Origin of the sequence: Micromonospora sp. NBC_00330 (genome assembly GCF_036136635.1) — a bacterium.
GTDB classification, from domain to species: domain Bacteria; phylum Actinomycetota; class Actinomycetes; order Mycobacteriales; family Micromonosporaceae; genus Micromonospora; species Micromonospora salmantinae.
Genome location: NZ_CP108012.1, coordinates 6475637 through 6492664, shown reverse-complemented (window position 1 = coordinate 6492664; position 17028 = coordinate 6475637). Strand labels below are relative to the sequence as shown.

The following is a 17028-nucleotide window of genomic DNA, read 5'->3' as shown; positions in this document are numbered from 1 at the left end:
GCACCGGGCAGGATGGGCGTATGCGCGCGTCCCGACTGATCTCGTTGCTGTTGCTGTTGCAGTCACGCGGGTCGATGACAGCGAGCGAGCTGGCGCGTGAGCTGGAGATCTCCGAGCGGACCGTCTATCGGGACGTCCTGGCGCTCTCCGCGGCGGGCGTGCCGGTCTACGCCGACCGGGGGCGGGCCGGCGGTTACCGCCTGCTCGGCGGGTACCGCACCCGACTGACCGGGCTGACCCGGGACGAGGCGGAGGCGCTCTTCCTCGCCGGGCTGCCCGGGCCGGCCGGCGAGATGGGGCTCGCCGACGCCGTCGCGTCCGCCGAGCTGAAGGTGCTCGCCGCGCTGCCACCCGCCCTGCGCGACGCGCCGGCCCGCGCCGGGCAGCGTTTCCACCTGGACGTACCGGGCTGGTTCCGGGAGACCGCGCCACCGATCTGGCTGTCGGAGCTGGCCCGGGCGGTCTGGGGCGACCGGGTGGTGGAGCTGCGCTACCGACGCGGTGACCGGGAGGCGACCCGTCAGGTCCAGCCATACGGCCTGGTGCTCAAGAGCGGTGTCTGGTATCTGGTCGGCCGGGTCGGCGACGATGTGCGCACCTACCGGGTGGACCGGGTCACCGGGGTCGAGGTGGGCGACGCGCACTTCGACCGCGACGAGGGCTTCGACCTGGCCGGGCACTGGCGCGAGCAGGCAGGGTCGTTCCTGCGGACCATGCTGCGGGCCGAGGTCACCGTCCGGCTGAGCCCCGCCGGCCTGCGCCAGCTCCGGCACCTGGTCGATGCCCCCTTCGTGTACGACGAACTGCTCGCCGCCGCCGGCCCGCCCGACGGGCAGGGCTGGGTGGTGGCACGGCTGCCCGTCGAGTCGGTCCCGGTGGCGTACCACCAACTGCTGGGGCTCGGCCCCGAGGTCGAGGTCCTCGACCCTCCCGAGCTGCGGCGGTTGTTCGCGGAGAGCGCCGACCGGCTCGCTGCGCTCTACCGGTAGCCGGTCACGTCCGACGGCTTGCCCGCGTCGACCACCTCGGTGATGTAGCGGAAACCCTCGGGTTGGCTGCCGTCGAGGTCGGTGAAGCCGTACACCTTTGACAGCGTGCCGGCGTCGACGGATTTACCGCTCCAGCGGGCCTTCTCCTCGTCGGCGGCGAGCGCGGCCACCGCCCGGCCGACGAAGGCCGGGGTCTCCGAGATGAGGAAGTTCGGGTCGGTGGCAGCGGCGTCGCGCCAGTTCTCCTCGGTCACGCCGAAGTGCTCCAGCATCGCCTCGGAACGGATCCAGCCGGGGGTGAGCGCCACGGCCGTGCACCCGTGCGGTTTCAGCTCGTGCGCCTGGCTGAAGGCGAGCCGGGTGACCGAGGTCTTGGCCAGGTCGTAGAAGACCGACAGTCGGTAGTTCTCGTCGTTGTACGCCTTGGTGCCGTCGCCCATCTCCACCACCAGCCCGCCGGGCTTGCGGATCAGCAGCGACAGGGCGAAGTGGCTGGTGATGATGTGCGTGTCGATGCCGAGCCGGAGGCTACGGAAACCCGCGTCCAGCGGCTGCTCCCAGACCGGCTTGTTCCAGGTGACCAGCGAGTCGCCGCCCCAGATGTCGTTCACCAGCACGTCGAGTTGGCCCTGCTCGGCGTCGATCCGGGCGACCAGGTCGCGGACCTGCTCGGGCACCAGGTGGTCGACCTGAACGGCGATGCCGGTGCCGCCGGCCGCGCTGACCAGCTCGGCGGTCTCCTCGATGGTTTCCGGCCGGTCCATCTCGGAGCGGCCGGCCCGGGAGCTGCGACCGGTGGCGTAGACGGTGGCACCGGCCGCGCCGAGCTGAACGGCGATCTGCCGCCCGGCACCACGGGTGGCACCGGCGACGAGCGCGATCTTTCCTGTGAGCGGTTGTGTCATGCCTGCGACGGTGTCAGGAATACCTGACAACCGACGTCCGAATTCGTTACTCGATCTAGTCGACCAGTCGGACCCGGACCCGGCGGTTGGCCCGGCCCTTGCTCTCCACCTTGACCACCTGGACCTTGCCGATCTGGGCGGTGGAGGCGACGTGGGTGCCGCCGTCGGCCTGCACGTCCAGCCCGACGATGTCGACGATCCGGACCTCCTGCTCGTCCGGCGGGATGAGGTTGGACTGGGTACGGATGATGTCCGGCAGGGCCAGCGCCTCGGTGCGCGGTAGCACCCGGGTGGCGACCGAGCGGTCGGCGGCCACCTCGGCGTTGACCAGCTCCTCGATGCGACTCTTGAAGTCCGGGGGCACCTCGGGGAGGTTGAAGTCCATCCGGGCCTCGCCCGGCTCCATCGAGTTGCCGGTGACCAGCGCGCCGAAGTCGCGGAACACCACACCGCAGAGCACGTGCAACCCGGAGTGGGTACGCATCAGCCGGGTGCGGCGCTCGTCCTCCACCGCGCCGACGACCTCGGTGCCGACCGGCGGCAGCGGGTCACCCTCGGCGGGAATCAGGTAGGGGTCGTCGCCCTTGCGGGTGCCGACGATCCGCGTCTGCACGCCCTGCCAGAGCAGCACGCCGTGGTCGGGTGGTTGACCACCGCCGCCCGGATAGAACGCCGAACGGTCCAGCACGATGCCCTGCTCCGCATCGGAGTGCAGGACCGTGCACGTCCATTCGCGCAGAGTCGGGTCGGCAAGGTCCAGCCGGTGCGTCCGGCCGTGCTGTGTGACGCCCATGACAGGGCAGGTTACTCGTTCAGGAAGCCGGAGATGCGGTCCCGCAGGTCGGCGCGTTCCGACCAGAGCACGCCGGGCCGGTCGTACACGTGCAGGGTGGCCTGGGGCAGCGCGACGGCGAGCCGCTCGGCGACCTCGACCGGGTGCAGGTCGTCGCCCGCGCAACCGATCACCAACGCCGGCGCGGTGACCGCCGTCAGGTCACCGATCTGGCGCAGCGGTGTCTGGTCGGTGAGCGTGGCCAGACCGTCGGCCAGACCGTCGCGGAGCAGTTGGTCGAGCCGTTGTCGCAGGTAGGCCCAGCCGGCCGGGGTGTTGCGCACCGCCGGGGGCAACTCCAGCGTGACGATGTCGGCGACCGCCGAGGCGTCCCCGCTCTCCACCGCCTCCAGCAGGTCGGTGACGCGCTCCCGGGCGAGCGGCCCGCGTGGCTCGTCGAGGACCGCCGGCAGGAAGAAGACCAGCTTGTCGAAACGCTCGGGGCTCTCCACGAGGAGTCGGCAGAGGGCACCCGCGCCGAGGCTCGCGCCGAACGCCCGGCTGGCGCCGCCGAGGTCGGCGATCGCCCGCAGATCCCGGGCCAGATCCAGGTAGTCCCACGGCCCGTCCGGGGCAACGGATCGGCCGTGCCCGCGGAACTGGAAGAACACCTTGCGCCCGTTCACCCCACTGCCGAACGGGCGGGTGGTGGCGATGCCGTTGCCCAGCCCGTGCGCGAACACGGTGACCGGATCACCGGTGCCGGTGACCAGCCGCTCCAGCCGTACGCCGTGCGGGGTGTCGACCAGCTCGGTCTCCGGCTCCGGCAGCGCCGGCCGACCGGTACGCGGCCCACCCGGCCCGGGCCCCCAGGTGCGGGGCCCGCTGTCGGGTGGGGGCGGCCAGCGAAAACCTCTCACCAGAACCCTTTGCCGTCGCTCAGGTCGCGCAGACCGACCCGGACGTCGAGCAGGTAGATCAGACCGGCGGCGATGCCGACCAGTCCGAAGAGGCTGATCGGACCGAAGCCGAGCAGGGTGAGCACGAGGCAGACCGCCAGGATGGCGATCCAGCCGCCCTTGGGCAGCGTCCCGATGGCGGGGAAGGCGTCGGAGCGCTGCGTGACGGCGTGCACCAGGGCGACGCCCTGAACGATCAGCGCGAAGACGAGCAGGATCAGCTCGATCACGTCACGGACGGCGAAGGCGAAGATCGGCGCGGCGTTGGCCATGTCGGCCAGTTTATGTCCACGACCCCGGCTACGTCCGACAAGGACGCCGCCGGGGTCGTGGACCCGACGAGCTACTCGGCGGCCGGACGGGTCCGCTTGGTGGCCCGGGGAAGCTTCGCCGACGGGGTCTCGGCCGGCTTGGCGGCCTTCGGCGCGCGGGCGACCTTCTTGACCGCGGCCGGCTTGGCCTCGGCGATCTCCGCCACGTCGGCCGGGGTCGGCGCGTCGGCGGGGGCCGCAGTGGTGGGGGTGGTGGCAGCCGCGGTGGTGGCCGGCGTCACGGCCTCGGTGGCCTCGATGTCGGCGTTTACCGTCTCGGCGGCCTCCAGCACGCCGGCACCGACGACCCGCTCGCCCCGGGCGACCAGCGCGCCGTACGCGGCGAACGCGCGCTCCTGGGCGACCTGGGCGCTCGCGACCACCAGGGCGGCGTTGCGGGTCGCGGCGGCGCGCAGCTTGTCGATGTCGGCCACCTCGCGCAGCTTCGCCAGGTCGGCGGTCTCGTTGGCGGTGCGCAGCGTCTCGGTGGCCTTCTGCTTCAGCTCGAAGCCGGTCAGCACGGCCCGGCCACCCAGGTCGGCGACGACCCGGGTGCTGAGGACGCCGACCACGGCCGGCAGCTTGCGCAGCTGCTCGATGGCCAGCTCACCGGCGCCGGCTGCGGCGTAGATCGGGGCGGGGATGCGGTTGGTCTTCGGCTCGCTCATGACGTCTCCTCTTCGGCCGCCTCGGCGGCCTTCTTCTTCTGGGGGATGCTGGTGCTGCCCGGGGCGGGGGCGGTGCCCGCCTCGGTGACGGCTACCGACTCGAGCACGGCCTCGGTCGGGGTGCCGCCCACTGTGGTGGGGCCGGTGGCGGCCACATTGGCCATGTCCGCGGCCTGGCTGGCGGGCTGATCGACGGGCTGGTCGGCCTGCGCGGTCTCGGCCTCGGCCTCGGCCAGCCGGGTGTTCTCCCGGCGGAACGTCTCGTAGATCTGACTGAGCGACTGCTTCTGCGCCATCGTCAGGTCGGCGTCCACGGCGATGGCGGCCAGCACCCCGTGGCCTTCCTTGTCGTCGAGCAGACCGGCGCGCAGATACATCGCCGGCGTGGAGACCCGCAGCGCGCTCGCCAGTTGCTGGAGCACCTCGGCGCTGGGCTTGCGCAGGCCGCGCTCGATCTGGCTGAGGTACGGGTTGCTGACCCCCGCCTGCTCGGCGAGCTGCCGTAGCGAGATCTTGGCGTTGCGCCGAAGATCGCGGATGAACCCGCCGACGTCGGGAAGGTCCTTGGGTGTGGCCATGGCAGCGACGCTAACCGTCCGCGCTAGCTCTTGCAAGCAAAACGCTAACCATAGTTAGCAAGGTCTCAGCACCCCGTTTGCGCGCCGCTCGGCCGATCCGTACGGTCCGTTCCGTGCACAAGATCACAGTCAATGGAGCAAGCATCGCGTACGACGAGGCCGGCAGCGGTTCGCCAGTCGTCCTGCTGCACGCCGGAATCGCCGACCGGCGGATGTGGCGGGGGCAGGTGTCAGCGCTCGCCGCCCGGCACCGGGTGATCGTCCCGGACCTGCGCGGCTACGGAGACTCGGAGCTCCCGCCGACCCCGTTCGCGCACCACGACGACGTGGCCGGGCTGCTGGACGCGCTCGACCTGCCGCGGGCCGCCCTGGTCGGCTGCTCCTTCGGCGGGGCGGTAGCCATCGACACCGCGCTGGCCCACCCCGACCGGGTGAGCGCGCTCGCGCTGTTCGACACGGCGGTCTCCGGCAACGAGTGGTCCGACGAGGCGAACGACCTCTGGGACGGCCTGGTCGGCGAGGTCGACCCGGACGACTTCGTCGCCGGCGCGGCCGGTGAGGTGCGGTTCTGGGTGGTCGGCCCGCGACGCCGGCCGGAGGACGTCGACGCGGAGCTGGTCGCGTTCGCGCAGGAGATGGACCAGCGTGCCCTCGCCGCCGAGCTGGCGCTCGGCGCGGTCGAGGTGGGAGAGCTGTCGCCACCGGCGATCGGTCGTCTCGGCGAGCTGAAGATCCCCGTCCTGGTCACCGCCGGCGCCGCGGACGTGCCGGACATCAGTCGGCTCGCCGACCGGATCGCCGCGGAGGTCCCCGGCGCGGTACGGCTGCCCGACGTGCCGGACGCCGCGCACCTGCTGCCGCTGGAGCGCCCGGAGCCGGTCAACGCCGCGCTGCTCGACTTCCTGAGCTGACCACCACCGCCGCCGACGGGTCTCACCAGAGCGGGCGGACCGCCCCGACCGGGACACCGCCACCGAAGAGCGGCACCTCGGCGTACTCGGTCAGCACCGGAGCGTCCACGCCGAGCCGGCGCAGCGCGGAGACCAGTACCGGCATCCGGGCCCGGTCGGCGCCGTCGTCGATCTTCAGTGCGACGGCGCCGACGCCCGGCAGCGCCACGGCGATCACGCCCTCGGCACCGACCTTGGCCAGCAGCCCCGGGACACCTCGCATCAGCCGGGTGTCGTCGGCCTGGGTGCCACCCACGATCTCCGGGTACGCCCGCATCGCGTCGGCCACCGTGCGCGGCACCGAGCCGGGCTCGGCGTCGACCAGCCGGAGGTACGCCCCGGCCAGGCCGGTCAGCGACACCGCGAGGACCGGGGCCCCGCAACCGTCGACCCCCACGGCCGCCGCCTGCTCACCGGTGAACTCCTCGATGGCGGCCCGCAGCCGCTGCTGAAGCGGGTGCTCCGGCCGCCAGTAGCCCTCCCGGGACCAACCGGCGGCCTCGCAGGTCAACAGCATCCCGCTGTGCTTGCCGGAGCAGTTCATCTGCACCCGGCTCGGGCCGCCACCAGCCCGAAGCACCGCCTCCCGGGCCGCGGCCCCCACCGGCAGGTCGGGCGGGCAGTGCAGCGCCGACGCGTCCAACCCGGCGCGCTCCAACAGCGCACCGACCCGGGCCAGGTGGAATTCCTCGCCGGCGTGGCTGGCCGATACCAGCGCCACGTCGGCCGGGTCGGTCAGGGCCAGGCCGGCCCGGAGCATCCCGATCGCCTGCATCGGCTTGCTGGCCGACCGGGGGAAGATCGGCGAGGTCACGTCCCCGGCGGACGCCACCGCGACACCTGCGGCGTCCAGCACCACCACCGAGCCGCGGTGCGCACCCTCCACGAACCCGGACCGGACCACCTCGGCGAGCGGCGCGCCGCCCTCGTACGTCTTCGTCACGCGCTGGACGGTACCGACGGTCCGGGGGTGCCCGGCGGCGGGGTGACCAGGAGGTCCACCGCCCGGGTGACAGGGGCGCGGGACAGACCCGGCCTTACAGCCCGAGCATCTCGCGGGCCTCGGTGGTGGTCAGCGGCGGGCGCTGGGCGAGCTGGGCGAAACCCACAGCGCGGGCGACCAACTGCATGTTGGACTCCACCGGGCGGCCCTTCGCGTACGTCACTGTGTCCTCCATGCCGACCCGCAGGTGCCCGCCGGTCGACAGCGAGGCCAGCAGCACCGCGATGGTGCTCCGGCCGACGCCGGTGGCCGAGAAGGTGGTGCCCTCGGGCAGGTCCCGCAGCATCCGGTGGGCCGCGACCAGGGTCTCGGTGGTGCCCGGCATCCCGCCCGGCACGCCCATCACGAAGTCGACGTGCACGTGCCCGCCGGCCGGCAGCCCGTACTTGCCGAGCAACCGCTGCAACGCGGACAGGTGGCCGAGGTCGAAGATCTCGTACTCCGGCACGATCCCCCGTTCCTGCATCCGGGTGTGCAGGTCGACGATGAACTCCCAGCGGTTGAGGAAGACGTCGTCGCCGAAGTTGACGGTGCCCATGGTGCAGGAGGCCATGTCCGGACGGGCGTCGAGCACGGCGAGCCGGGCGGCCTCCGGGTCGGTCACCGCGCCACCGGAGGAGAGCTGCACGATCAGGTCGGTGCTGTCCCGCAGCGCCGCCACGGTGTCGGCCAGCCGGATCTGGTCGAGCGTCGGCCGGGCCTCGTCGTCGCGGATGTGGACGTGGATCACGGCGGCGCCGAGCGCCTCGCACTCCTTGGCGGTGAGCAGCAACTCGTCGAGGGTCACCGGCAGCGCCGGCACCTCCGCCTTGGCCGACTCAGCGCCGGTCGGGGCCACCGTGATCAACGTCCCTGTCGTCATGCCGGCGATCCTAGACGCCCCGCTCAGGACGGGTCGATCGCCGCCGCGGTCTCGCCGATCAGCAACGCGGCGTCGTCCGGGACGTTCCGCTTCAGCACCGCGAGAGCGACCTGGCCCAGCTCGTGGTGCAGCACGGCGGTGCCGACGAAGCCGACCGCTCGGCCGTCGAGCGTCACCGGCGTACCGGCCACCGGCGGCTGGTCGGTGGTCACCCCGTCCAGATGCAGCAGTACGAGGCGACGCGGCGGCCGGCCCATGTTGTGCACCCGGGCCACCGTCTCCTGCCCCCGGTAGCAGCCCTTGTCCAGGTGCACCGCCGGGGCGATCAGGTCGACCTCGGCCGGAATGGTCCGGTGGTCGGTGTCCACCCCGACCCGCGGCTGCCGGGCGGCCACCCGGATCGCCTCGTACGCCCACAGCCCCGCGACCGGCACCCCGGCGCCGCGCAGCTCCGCCACCACCTGGTCCATCGCCGACCGGGGCACCAGCAGGTCCACCCCGAGCGGACCACGTCGGGCCCAGCCGCCGATCGGCAGCGGTCGTACGTCGTACCGAGCGCTCGCCCGCAGTGGCACGGCACCGTGCGGGAACTTCGGACCCGGCACCGCGACCACGTCCGGCGCGGCGAGCCCGGTCACGCCGAGCGTGCCGAGCGCCTCCATGGCCGCCGGCCCGACCAGCGACAACAGCGCGCGCTCGGCCGTCGCGTCGCGTGGCTCGACCTTGCTGAAGAACCGCATCTTCTCCAGGTAGGTCAGCAGGCCCTGGGTCGCTCCGGGCTCGGTGTCCAGCCAGGTGGTCTCGCCGTCCTCGGCGACCATGGCGTGCTGCTCGATGTGGCCGTGCGGCGACAGCACCAGCAACTCGGTGCCCTCACCCGCGGAGAGCGTGGTCAGGTGCTGCGACGTGACGGTGTGCAGCCAGCTGGCCCGTTCCTCCCCGGCCACCGCGATGATCCCTCGATGCGACCGGTCGACCAGACCGACAGCGGTGTCGAGGGTGCGCTGCTCGCGCAGCGGGTCGCCGTAGTGCGCGGCCACCCCCCGCACCCCGGCCGCTACGTGCGCCGGATCCGGCTGGTCACGGCTGGCCTCGTCGATGCCCTCGACGGCCACCGCACCCGCGATGTCGATCATTTTTCGTCCCCGTTCTCGCAGCGTACGCAGACGCCGAAGAGTGACACGTGCCCGATGTCCACCCGGAACCCGCGCTGCGCGGCCAACTGGTCGGCGAGGGGGCGGAGCAGCTCCGGATCGATCTCGTCGATCGCGCCACACTCCCGGCAGACCAGGTGGACGTGTTGGTGTTCACCGGCTGCGTGATAGGTCGGTGAGCCGTGCGACAGGTGCGTGTGGGTGACCAGACCGAGCCGTTCCAGCAGCTCGAGCGTGCGGTAGATGGTGGTGATGTTGACGCCGGCGGCGACCTCCCGGACCGCGGTGTGCACCTGCTCCGGGGTGGCGTGGCCCAGATCGAGCACCGCCTGGAGGACGAGCTGCCGCTGGGCCGTCAGACGCAGCCCACGGGCCCGCAGCATTTCCGCGAGGGAGGATTCGGACACCGTCCGATCATAGTTCGGCCACCAGGCTGTTCACCGCACCGCGATCGATCACCGCTACGCTGGACGGTCATGGTGAGGTCGTCCGTCGGGGAGGTCGCGGCCGACCCGACCGCGCGGATCGCCGTCCTGGGGCGCGGCCCGGTGCCGCCCGGCGACCCGGTGCTCCGCGCTGACGACCTCGGGGTGCTGCACGGCGACGGCCTCTTCGAGACCATGCACCTGCGGGACGGCCAGCCGTGGCTGCGCGACGAACACCTGGCTCGCCTGGCCACTGCGGCCGCAGCCGTCGAGCTGCCAGTGCCCCCCACCGCCGCGCTGATCGACCTGCTGGACCAGGTGCGGACGGGCTGGCCAGCAGGTGTGGAGGGGGCACTTCGGTTGGTCTGCACCCGAGGCCCGGAGGCCGGCGGTCCTCCCACGATCTACGCCACGCTGGCCCCGGTGCCGGCGGCCTCCCGGGCCGCCCGGCGGGACGGAATCACTGTGGCCACCCTGCCGCTGGGGCTGCCCGCCGCCGCCCGCAGCGGGCTGACCTGGCTGCCGGCCGGCATCAAGTCCACGTCGTACGCGGTCAACAGCGCCGCCCGCCGCTGGGCCCGCCGGGCCGGCGTGGACGACGTGCTCTGGATCTCCTCCGACGGGTACGCGCTGGAGGGCCCCACCGCCAATGTGGTGTGGCTCACCGACGACACGCTCTGCACGGTGCCGGCCGCCAGCACCGGCATCCTCGCCGGCACCACGGCGGCCTGGCTGCTCGCCCACGCGAGCGAGCTGGGCCTGCGCGCCGCCGAACGGATGGTCAGCACCGCCGACCTGCACGCGGCGGACGGCGTGTGGTTCACCTCGTCGCTGCGCGGAGCCGCCGAGGTCCACACGCTGGACGGGGTACGGCGGGCTCGCTGCCCGCGTACCCCCGCCCTACAGGCAGTGCTGGGTTTCCCCGTCTAGCCGGCCGCCGACCGTCGAGGTCAGCCGCCGACCCGGACGAGTCGGGCGGACAGGTGCGGACTGAGCCCGTGCCCCATGGCGGCCATCTCCTGGGCGTAGAGCAACGCACCCTCGACGATGCCGAAGAGCCGGTGCCCACCGGTGACCTCCTTGGCGGTCGGAGTCCGGATCACCGCGTCGGTGGCGAACTCGAGCTGCGTGCCGGTGCGCTTGCCCAGGTGCAGCTCCATCACCCCGGTCGGGGTGGTCAGCAGCGCCTCCAGCTCGTCGGTCGCCCGCCCGTCCACCAGCACCGGCCGCCACCAGCCCACCTCGCGGCCGGCCGGCCGGACCGGCTTGCTCTGCTCGTCGAGGATCCAGGCACGCGACTCGTAGTGCAGGAACGGTCGGCCGTCGTGGCTGATCCGGATCTCCTGCGCGTAGTCGAAATCCTCGATGGTGGGGAAACCGCCCTTGCCCCGACCGCGCCACAGACCGATGTACGGCAGCAGGGCATCCAGCGCGGGGTGCAGCTTCGGCCCGACCCGCAGGTCGTGGCTCTCCTCGAACGGGTACTCCTCGACCGGCGGCGCGTTCAGCCACGGCGGCTGCAGCGGGTTCTCGCTCACCAGCGTCCTCTCGAAATGCGTACGGCAAGGTAGACCAGGCCACCGGCGAGCCCGCCCAGGCCCGCGACCAGCAGGCTGACAAACCCGATCTCGGTAACCATCCCGGCCATCCTATGCTGGGCCACATGGCCCGCAATCTCGTCGTGAAGGCCACCGCAGGGGCGGACGCCCCGGAGCGGTGCGCGCAGGCATTCACCGTCGCCGCGACGGCGGTAGCGGCCGGGGTGGACGTCTCGCTCTGGCTGACCGGTGAGTCCACCTGGTTCGCGCTGCCCGGTCGCGCCCAGCAGTTCGACCTGCCGCATTCCGCGCCCCTGGCCGAGTTGTTGCACGTCATCCTGACCAGCGGCCGGGTGACCGCCTGCACGCAGTGCGCGGCCCGGCGGGAGATCGGCCCGGACGACGTACTTCCCGGGGTCCGGATCGCCGGTGCCGCGGTGTTCGTCGAGGAGGCCCTGGCCGAGGGCGCGCAGGCACTCGTCTACTGACCGCACGGCGGCGGTGGGTCGATCCGAGCGGAGTGTCGATACCGACCCGACATCTCGGACAGCTGCCTACGATTCGGATGTGACCGAGGCGGCGGAGAGGTTCTTCGAGGCACTGCCGTCGCGCGCCGCCGAGGTCCTTGGCGGCCTGGCCGACGGCACCCTCCAGATCGACCTCGGCGAGGACCACCGCACCGAACACTGGCTGGTCCGGATGCGGCCCGGGTCGGTGCAGGTCAGCCGGGGGCGCGGCCCGGCCGACGCGATCTGGTACAGCAGCGCCGCCCTCTTCGGCCGGCTGATCACCGGCGAGGCCCAGGGGGTCGCGGCGGTGCTGCGCAACGAGAGCACGTTCAGCGGGAACGTGGTGCTCTTCCTCGCCTTCCGGCGGTTCTTCCCGAACCCGCCCGGCACCCGCGACCCCCGCGAAACGGCCCGCCGAGCAGCCGGGCGACTCAGGTGAAGGACCTCGTCAGCATCCTGGACGGCAACACCTTCCTGGTCAGCGACCGGCGTGGGGACATCGAACCGTCCTACGACTTCCCCACCGGGCTGTTCTCCTTCGACACCCGCTTCCTGTCCACGTGGGTGCTCACCCTGGACGGCGAACGGCTGCACGCCCTCTCCGTCGACGACGCCGAGTCGTACCGCACCAAGTTCTTCCTCGCCCCCGGCGAACCCACGCACTACCTGGACGCCAAGGCGTCGGTGATCCGCAGCCGGGCGATCGTGGGCAGCTTCGAGGAGGAGCTGACGGTGCTGAACCACCTCGGCGCGGAGGTCGAGTGCACCCTCCGGATCGAGATCGGGGCCGACTTCGCGGACCTTTTCGAGATCAAGAATTCTCGACAGAAGCGGGGACGGACCACAGTCACCGTCGCCGAGAACGAGCTGCGGCTGACCTACCGGCGGGAGGCGTTCCACCGGGAGATGGTGGTCAGCAGCACCGCGCCGGCCCAGGTCGACGAGACCGGGATGACCTTCCGAATCCGGATAGGCCGCAACGACAGATGGGCCACCAGGCTGCACGTCTCCAGCGTCGTCTACGGGGCCCGGGGCGAGGACATCCGCGCCACCCTCCCGTACGGCGGCAGCCGCAGCGCCGACGCCATCCGGGCCGAGCAGCAGGAGCTGATCGACCGGGCGCCGAAGCTCGGCTGCGACTGCGAGCCGCTGGCCGGGGCGTACCGGCGCAGCCTCAACGACCTGGCCGCGCTGCGCTACGAGTCGATCGCCCTGGGCGTACGGCTGATCGCCGCAGGACTCCCCTGGTTCATGACCCTGTTCGGCCGGGACAGCATCATCACCTCGTTGCAGGTGCTGCCGTTCCTGCCGGAGCTGGTCCCGCCGACCATCCTGATGCTGGCCGGACTCCAGGGGCAGCGGGTGGACGACTTCCGGGACGAGGAGCCCGGCAAGATCCTGCACGAGCTGCGGTACGGGGAGACCGCCGGCTTCGAGGAGCAGCCACACTCGCCGTACTACGGGTCGGCCGACTCGACGCCCCTGTTCATCATCCTGATCGACGAGTACGAGCGGTGGACCGGTGACGCGGCACTCGTCCGCAAGTTGGAACCGCAGGTCCGCGCGGCGTTGGAGTGGATCGACACCTACGGTGACCTGCTCGGCACCGGCTACCTCTGGTACCAGACCCGCAACCCGGAGACCGGCCTGCAGAACCAGTGCTGGAAGGACTCCTGGGACGCCATCTCGTACGCCGACGGTCAACTGCCCGGCTTCCCCCGGGCCACCTGCGAGTTGCAGGGCTACGCGTACGACGCGAAGATCCGGGCCGCCCGGCTGGCCCGGACCTTCTGGAACGATCCGGATTTCGCCGACGAGCTGGAGCGGCAGGCCGCCGACCTGAAACGGCGGTTCGATCGCGACTTCTGGATCGCCGACCGCGAGTACTACGCGCTCGCGCTGGACGCCGACGGCCGGCAGGTGGACGCGCTCACCTCGAACATCGGGCACCTGCTGTGGAGCGGCATCGTGGACGAGTCGCGCGCCGGCAAGGTGGTCGAGCACCTGCTCGGGCCACGTTTGTTCTCCGGCTGGGGGGTGCGGACTCTCGCCGCGGACGAGGGGCGGTACAACCCGATCGGCTACCACGTGGGCACCGTCTGGCCGTTCGACAACTCGATCATCGCCTGGGGGTTGTGGCGGTACGGCTTCCGGGAGGAGGCAGGTTTGCTCTGCGACACGATGCTGGCCGCGTCCCGGTACTTCGAGGGCCGGCTGCCGGAGGCGTTCGCCGGCTACGCCCGCGACCTCACCGACTACCCGGTGGAGTACCCGACCGCGTGCAGCCCGCAGGCCTGGTCGACCGGCACCCCGCTGCTGCTGCTGCGGGTGATGCTGGGGTTGGAGCCGCAGGGCGAGCACCTGATCATCGATCCGGCCGTACCGCCGGGGATGGGCCGGGTCGAGCTGCTGGACATCCCCGGCCGGTGGGGCATGGTCGACGCGTTGGGCCGCAGCCGTGGCCCTGAGGACCAGCCGGACGGCGGCTGACCCGAGCGGACGGCCCGGCTCAGCTCGGGCAGCCGACGGTGGCGGCCAGTCGGGTGGCGTCCGCGCTGATCTCGGCCAGCACCGTGACGGCACCGCTGCGGTACGCGTACACCGGGGGTTGGTCCAGCAGTGGGGCGTTGCCGGCCAGCGGGGCGAGTGCGGCCGTCGAGGCCGCCGGGCCGGGACCGTTCGTGGACCAGGCGGTACGGGCGAGCCCGCCGCCCGGGCAGGGCGCGGTGACCAGCTCCGACGCGGCGTCACCCGGTCGGTCAAGGGCCGTCAGTGCGGCGGTCAGCGCGGCGACCTCCGGGCCGGCGGCGGTGGCCGGGGACGGCGTGTAGCCGGCGCCGACCGGTCGGCAACCGGTGTCGACGACCAGTCGCAGCCGGCCGTCCACTGTCGGCCGGCCCTCGACGGCCACGAATTCTCCGGCGTCGGCGCGCAGCTCGGGACCGTCCACCCCGGGCCCGACGCCGGCCCGCCAGCTCGCCGGCAGCCGCTCGGCGATGCCGGCCAGCACGGCCCGCTCGTCACCGGTGGCAGCGAGCACCCCCACCTCGCGCCGCAACCTCGCCCCGTCGGCGAACGGGGTGACCCGGCAGCCGGACGCGACCCGCGCGGGGCTCAGTTCCAGCAGACCGGCCGCACCGGCCGCGCGAGCCAACTCGCCGACCGCCCGGTCGACCACCGGGCCGGCCTGATCGAGGGAACGCTGTTCGCGCACGGTCGGCGGGTCGTTCCGCACCGATGTCCAGGTGAGCCCGGCCAGCAGCACCGCCCAGGCCACCGTCACGGCCAGCAGCCAACGCCGCCGCGACCGGGCCGGTGTCGGCGCGGCAGGGCCGGCCGAAGAGGCCCAACCCGTCTGCACAGCACCGCTCACCCGGCCATGGTGTCACGCGCCCGCCGCCGGGCCGGCAGCGGAGGCGGTCGACCCGACGGAGCGACAGCGGGTCAGTGGTCGTGCAGCCGGGGCGGCGGGTCGAGTCGATAGCCGACCCCTCGCACTGTGTGCACCTGCGGTCCGCCCGGCAGGCCCCGCAGCCTGCGACGAAGCCGTCTGATCGTGGATTGCAGCGCTGCGGTGTCCGCGCCACCCAGCGCGGCGGCGCAGAGCCGTTCGTAGCTCCACACCGCCAGCGGTGGGCCGATGAGCACTGTGAGCAACTCCCGTTCGGTGGGGGTCAGCGGGAGCACCTCGCCGCGCCAGGTGACCCGACGTCCGGCCCGGTCGACGACCAGCTCACCCCACTTCACCAGGCCCCGCGCCTCGGTGAGCGGCAGGACCGTGGGACTGACCGACGCCCGGCCCGTCGGCGACGACAACAGCTCGCGTAGCTCGGTCAGATCGGAACAGCTGAGCACCGGGGCGCGCCCGTCGAGTTGGCTCAGCACCCGCTCCCGCAGCGACATGTCAGTGCCCACGCAGAGGACGATGGGGACCGCTTCGCCGGACCCGCCGCTTTCATCCCTGAAATTCACCAGTAGATAGTGACGCATGCCGATGGATTTCGGGACCCGCCCCGACGTGCCGGCGCGCTACGAAGAAACGACCGGGGCCAGCCACCCCCGGGAGGGTGACCGGCCCCGGTCGATCAGAGCAGTGGGTCAGGCGACGGTGACGGCAACCTCGTTGACGCCTCGGCCGGCAGTGACAGCGGTGTCGCCGTTGCCGTGCCGGGACAACGCCCGCAGCGTCCAGGAGCCCGGCGCGGCGAAGAACCGGAACTGCCCGGCGGCCGAGGTGACCACCTCGGCGGTGAACTCACCTGTCGAGTCGAGCAGCCGGACGTACGCGCCCGGCACCGGCTCGGCCTCGGCGGAGCGGACGATGCCGGTGATGACGGTTTCCTTCTCCAGATCCAGGCTGGCCGGCAGCGGCGCGGCCTGGTCCGGTGCGGCGCAACCCGCGGCGGTGGGAAGAGTCATGATCAGGCCTCCCCGGGTTCGTCGCCGAGCGCGACCGGCACACCGACCAGCGAGCCGTACTCGGTCCAGGAGCCGTCGTAGTTCTTGACGTTGCGGTGACCCAGCAGCTCCTGGAGCACGAACCAGGTGTGCGACGAGCGCTCACCGATCCGGCAGTACGCGATGGTCTCCTTGCCGTCGTCGAGCCCCGCGTCGCCGTAGATCCTGCGCAGCTCGTCGTCGGACCGGAAGGTGCCGTCCTCGTTGGCCGCCTTGGACCACGGCACGCTGATCGCGGTGGGGATGTGGCCGGCCCGCTGCGCCTGCTCCTGCGGCAGGTGGGCGGGGGCGAGCAGGCGACCGGCGAACTCGTCGGGGCTGCGCACGTCGACCAGGTTCTTGGTGCCGATCGCGGCGACGACCTCGTCGCGGAAGGCCCGGATGGAGGTGTCCGGCTCCTGCGCGACGTACTGCGTCGCCGGGCGGGACACCGCGTCGGTGACGAGCGGACGGGCGTCCAGCTCCCACTTCTTGCGGCCGCCGTCGAGCAGCTTCACGTCACGGTGGCCGTAGAGCTTGAAGTACCAGTAGGCGTACGCGGCGAACCAGTTGTTGTTGCCGCCGTACAGGATGACTGTGTCGTCGTTGCTGATGCCCCGCTCGGAGAGCAGCGCCTCGAACTGCGTCTTGTTGACGAAGTCCCGGCGGACCTGGTCCTGGAGGTCGGTCCTCCAGTCAATCTTGATGGCGCCGGCGATGTGGCCGGTCTCGTAGGCCGAGGTGTCCTCGTCGACCTCGACGAAGACGACGCCCGAGGCGTCGAGGTTCTTCTCGGCCCACTCGGCCGAAACGAGTGCGGTGTCGCGACTCATCGAATCACTCCCTGGTGAGGATGGATGGTGAGCCAACGCGCGCGAATCGCTAGGTGTAACTGTCGCACCACGCGCGGGACCCAGCGGAAGGACGGGATCACGGGTTCGTGCGACGGCGCCGCTGCCGGGCGTTCG

The 17028-nt window shown here is 72.2% G+C and carries 22 protein-coding genes; 6 read left to right on the top strand and 16 right to left on the bottom strand.

Annotated features, from left to right (window positions below; translation table 11 throughout):
- The first annotated feature begins 20 nt into the window (after positions 1–20).
- Positions 21–989 carry a helix-turn-helix transcriptional regulator gene (locus OG598_RS29615; RefSeq protein ID WP_328651992.1) on the top strand — a complete coding sequence of 323 codons (969 nt, stop codon included), beginning with the start codon at positions 21–23 and terminating at the stop codon, positions 987–989.
- On the opposite strand, the gene OG598_RS29610 is transcribed toward OG598_RS29615, so the two are convergent.
- The 6 genes from OG598_RS29610 to OG598_RS29585 form a co-directional block, all read right to left on the bottom strand.
- Positions 980–1894: an SDR family oxidoreductase gene (locus tag OG598_RS29610; protein WP_328651991.1), complete on the bottom strand. Its 915-nt coding sequence runs from the start codon at positions 1892–1894 to the stop codon at positions 980–982. The genes OG598_RS29615 and OG598_RS29610 overlap by 10 nt on opposite strands.
- Before the next feature lie 55 nt (positions 1895–1949).
- Positions 1950–2687: an alanyl-tRNA editing protein gene (locus tag OG598_RS29605; protein WP_124858939.1), complete on the bottom strand. Its 738-nt coding sequence runs from the start codon at positions 2685–2687 to the stop codon at positions 1950–1952.
- An 11-nt stretch (positions 2688–2698) separates the two neighbouring features.
- A complete protein-coding gene (locus OG598_RS29600; protein ID WP_112726773.1) occupies positions 2699–3586 on the bottom strand; it encodes an alpha/beta fold hydrolase in 888 nt (295 codons plus the stop codon).
- The gene (locus tag OG598_RS29595; RefSeq protein WP_121653557.1) at positions 3583–3897 is read right to left on the bottom strand and encodes a DUF2516 family protein; all 315 of its coding nucleotides are present in this window, start codon (positions 3895–3897) and stop codon (positions 3583–3585) included. Before OG598_RS29595 ends, OG598_RS29600 begins: the two co-directional genes overlap by 4 nt.
- 71 nt (positions 3898–3968) lie before the next feature.
- The gene (locus tag OG598_RS29590; protein ID WP_328651990.1) at positions 3969–4604 is read right to left on the bottom strand and encodes a hypothetical protein; all 636 of its coding nucleotides are present in this window, start codon (positions 4602–4604) and stop codon (positions 3969–3971) included.
- Complete coding sequence (locus OG598_RS29585; protein ID WP_328651989.1) at positions 4601–5182, bottom strand: helix-turn-helix domain-containing protein; 582 nt, start codon at positions 5180–5182, stop codon at positions 4601–4603. Before OG598_RS29585 ends, OG598_RS29590 begins: the two co-directional genes overlap by 4 nt.
- 113 nt (positions 5183–5295) lie before the next feature.
- Between OG598_RS29585 and OG598_RS29580 the strand changes: the two genes are divergently transcribed.
- Entirely contained in the window at positions 5296–6093 is a 798-nt protein-coding gene (locus OG598_RS29580) for an alpha/beta fold hydrolase (RefSeq protein WP_328651988.1), read from the top strand.
- A gap of 22 nt (positions 6094–6115) precedes the next feature.
- Here OG598_RS29580 and OG598_RS29575 read toward each other — a convergent pair whose 3' ends face one another.
- The 4 genes from OG598_RS29575 to OG598_RS29560 all read right to left on the bottom strand — a co-directional run bounded on the left by OG598_RS29575 (position 6116) and on the right by OG598_RS29560 (position 9558).
- The gene (locus OG598_RS29575) at positions 6116–7075 is read right to left on the bottom strand and encodes an asparaginase (protein ID WP_328651987.1); all 960 of its coding nucleotides are present in this window, start codon (positions 7073–7075) and stop codon (positions 6116–6118) included.
- Between the two features lie 94 nt (positions 7076–7169).
- Complete coding sequence (locus tag OG598_RS29570) at positions 7170–7997, bottom strand: 3-keto-5-aminohexanoate cleavage protein (RefSeq protein WP_328651986.1); 828 nt, start codon at positions 7995–7997, stop codon at positions 7170–7172.
- Between the two features lie 23 nt (positions 7998–8020).
- Positions 8021–9133: a CAF17-like 4Fe-4S cluster assembly/insertion protein YgfZ gene (gene ygfZ / locus OG598_RS29565; RefSeq protein WP_328651985.1), complete on the bottom strand. Its 1113-nt coding sequence runs from the start codon at positions 9131–9133 to the stop codon at positions 8021–8023.
- The gene (locus OG598_RS29560; RefSeq protein ID WP_091402843.1) at positions 9130–9558 is read right to left on the bottom strand and encodes a Fur family transcriptional regulator; all 429 of its coding nucleotides are present in this window, start codon (positions 9556–9558) and stop codon (positions 9130–9132) included. The genes ygfZ and OG598_RS29560 overlap by 4 nt, the downstream gene beginning before the upstream one ends.
- A 69-nt stretch (positions 9559–9627) precedes the next feature.
- Here OG598_RS29560 and OG598_RS29555 point away from each other — a divergent pair, with 69 nt between their 5' ends.
- Positions 9628–10506 carry an aminotransferase class IV gene (locus OG598_RS29555; protein WP_328651984.1) on the top strand — a complete coding sequence of 293 codons (879 nt, stop codon included), beginning with the start codon at positions 9628–9630 and terminating at the stop codon, positions 10504–10506.
- A gap of 20 nt (positions 10507–10526) precedes the next feature.
- On the opposite strand, the gene OG598_RS29550 is transcribed toward OG598_RS29555, so the two are convergent.
- A complete protein-coding gene (locus tag OG598_RS29550; protein WP_112584198.1) occupies positions 10527–11117 on the bottom strand; it encodes an FABP family protein in 591 nt (196 codons plus the stop codon).
- The gene (gene mtfM, locus OG598_RS29545; RefSeq protein WP_030327764.1) at positions 11111–11215 is read right to left on the bottom strand and encodes a small membrane protein MtfM; all 105 of its coding nucleotides are present in this window, start codon (positions 11213–11215) and stop codon (positions 11111–11113) included. The genes OG598_RS29550 and mtfM overlap by 7 nt, the downstream gene beginning before the upstream one ends.
- 12 nt (positions 11216–11227) lie before the next feature.
- On the opposite strand from mtfM, the gene OG598_RS29540 reads away from it, so the two are divergent.
- From OG598_RS29540 to OG598_RS29530, 3 genes are all read left to right on the top strand, one after another.
- On the top strand, positions 11228–11602 hold the full coding sequence (locus tag OG598_RS29540; protein WP_124820325.1) for a DsrE family protein: 375 nt from the start codon (positions 11228–11230) through the stop codon (positions 11600–11602).
- 79 nt (positions 11603–11681) lie between these two features.
- Positions 11682–12062 carry an SCP2 sterol-binding domain-containing protein gene (locus OG598_RS29535; RefSeq protein ID WP_328651983.1) on the top strand — a complete coding sequence of 127 codons (381 nt, stop codon included), beginning with the start codon at positions 11682–11684 and terminating at the stop codon, positions 12060–12062.
- Positions 12059–14113: an amylo-alpha-1,6-glucosidase gene (locus OG598_RS29530; protein WP_328651982.1), complete on the top strand. Its 2055-nt coding sequence runs from the start codon at positions 12059–12061 to the stop codon at positions 14111–14113. The genes OG598_RS29535 and OG598_RS29530 overlap by 4 nt, the downstream gene beginning before the upstream one ends.
- A 19-nt stretch (positions 14114–14132) precedes the next feature.
- On the opposite strand, the gene OG598_RS29525 is transcribed toward OG598_RS29530, so the two are convergent.
- From OG598_RS29525 to OG598_RS29510, 4 genes are all read right to left on the bottom strand, one after another.
- On the bottom strand, positions 14133–14996 hold the full coding sequence (locus OG598_RS29525) for a hypothetical protein (RefSeq protein ID WP_328651981.1): 864 nt from the start codon (positions 14994–14996) through the stop codon (positions 14133–14135).
- A gap of 71 nt (positions 14997–15067) precedes the next feature.
- Positions 15068–15526: a winged helix-turn-helix domain-containing protein gene (locus OG598_RS29520; RefSeq protein WP_328655474.1), complete on the bottom strand. Its 459-nt coding sequence runs from the start codon at positions 15524–15526 to the stop codon at positions 15068–15070.
- A gap of 195 nt (positions 15527–15721) precedes the next feature.
- Positions 15722–16042, bottom strand: a complete 321-nt coding sequence (locus OG598_RS29515; RefSeq protein ID WP_091402852.1) for a DUF1416 domain-containing protein — start codon at positions 16040–16042, stop codon at positions 15722–15724.
- 2 nt (positions 16043–16044) lie between these two features.
- Positions 16045–16893: a sulfurtransferase gene (locus OG598_RS29510; protein WP_328651980.1), complete on the bottom strand. Its 849-nt coding sequence runs from the start codon at positions 16891–16893 to the stop codon at positions 16045–16047.
- Between the last annotated feature and the right edge of the window lie 135 nt (positions 16894–17028).

Excerpts from the sequence above, each read along its gene's own strand:
- OG598_RS29615 (WP_328651992.1), top strand. The coding sequence starts at position 21 with ATGCGCGCGTCCCGACTGATCTCGTTGCTGTTGCTGTTGCAGTCACGC.
- OG598_RS29610 (WP_328651991.1), bottom strand. The coding sequence starts at position 1,894 with ATGACACAACCGCTCACAGGAAAGATCGCGCTCGTCGCCGGTGCCACC.
- OG598_RS29605 (WP_124858939.1), bottom strand. The coding sequence starts at position 2,687 with ATGGGCGTCACACAGCACGGCCGGACGCACCGGCTGGACCTTGCCGAC.
- OG598_RS29595 (WP_121653557.1), bottom strand. The coding sequence starts at position 3,897 with ATGGCCAACGCCGCGCCGATCTTCGCCTTCGCCGTCCGTGACGTGATC.
- OG598_RS29590 (WP_328651990.1), bottom strand. The coding sequence starts at position 4,604 with ATGAGCGAGCCGAAGACCAACCGCATCCCCGCCCCGATCTACGCCGCA.
- OG598_RS29585 (WP_328651989.1), bottom strand. The coding sequence starts at position 5,182 with ATGGCCACACCCAAGGACCTTCCCGACGTCGGCGGGTTCATCCGCGAT.
- OG598_RS29570 (WP_328651986.1), bottom strand. The coding sequence starts at position 7,997 with ATGACGACAGGGACGTTGATCACGGTGGCCCCGACCGGCGCTGAGTCG.
- ygfZ (WP_328651985.1), bottom strand. The coding sequence starts at position 9,133 with ATGATCGACATCGCGGGTGCGGTGGCCGTCGAGGGCATCGACGAGGCC.
- OG598_RS29555 (WP_328651984.1), top strand. The coding sequence starts at position 9,628 with ATGGTGAGGTCGTCCGTCGGGGAGGTCGCGGCCGACCCGACCGCGCGG.
- mtfM (WP_030327764.1), bottom strand. The coding sequence starts at position 11,215 with ATGGTTACCGAGATCGGGTTTGTCAGCCTGCTGGTCGCGGGCCTGGGC.
- OG598_RS29540 (WP_124820325.1), top strand. The coding sequence starts at position 11,228 with ATGCTGGGCCACATGGCCCGCAATCTCGTCGTGAAGGCCACCGCAGGG.
- OG598_RS29520 (WP_328655474.1), bottom strand. The coding sequence starts at position 15,526 with ATGTCGCTGCGGGAGCGGGTGCTGAGCCAACTCGACGGGCGCGCCCCG.
- OG598_RS29515 (WP_091402852.1), bottom strand. The coding sequence starts at position 16,042 with ATGACTCTTCCCACCGCCGCGGGTTGCGCCGCACCGGACCAGGCCGCG.
- OG598_RS29510 (WP_328651980.1), bottom strand. The coding sequence starts at position 16,893 with ATGAGTCGCGACACCGCACTCGTTTCGGCCGAGTGGGCCGAGAAGAAC.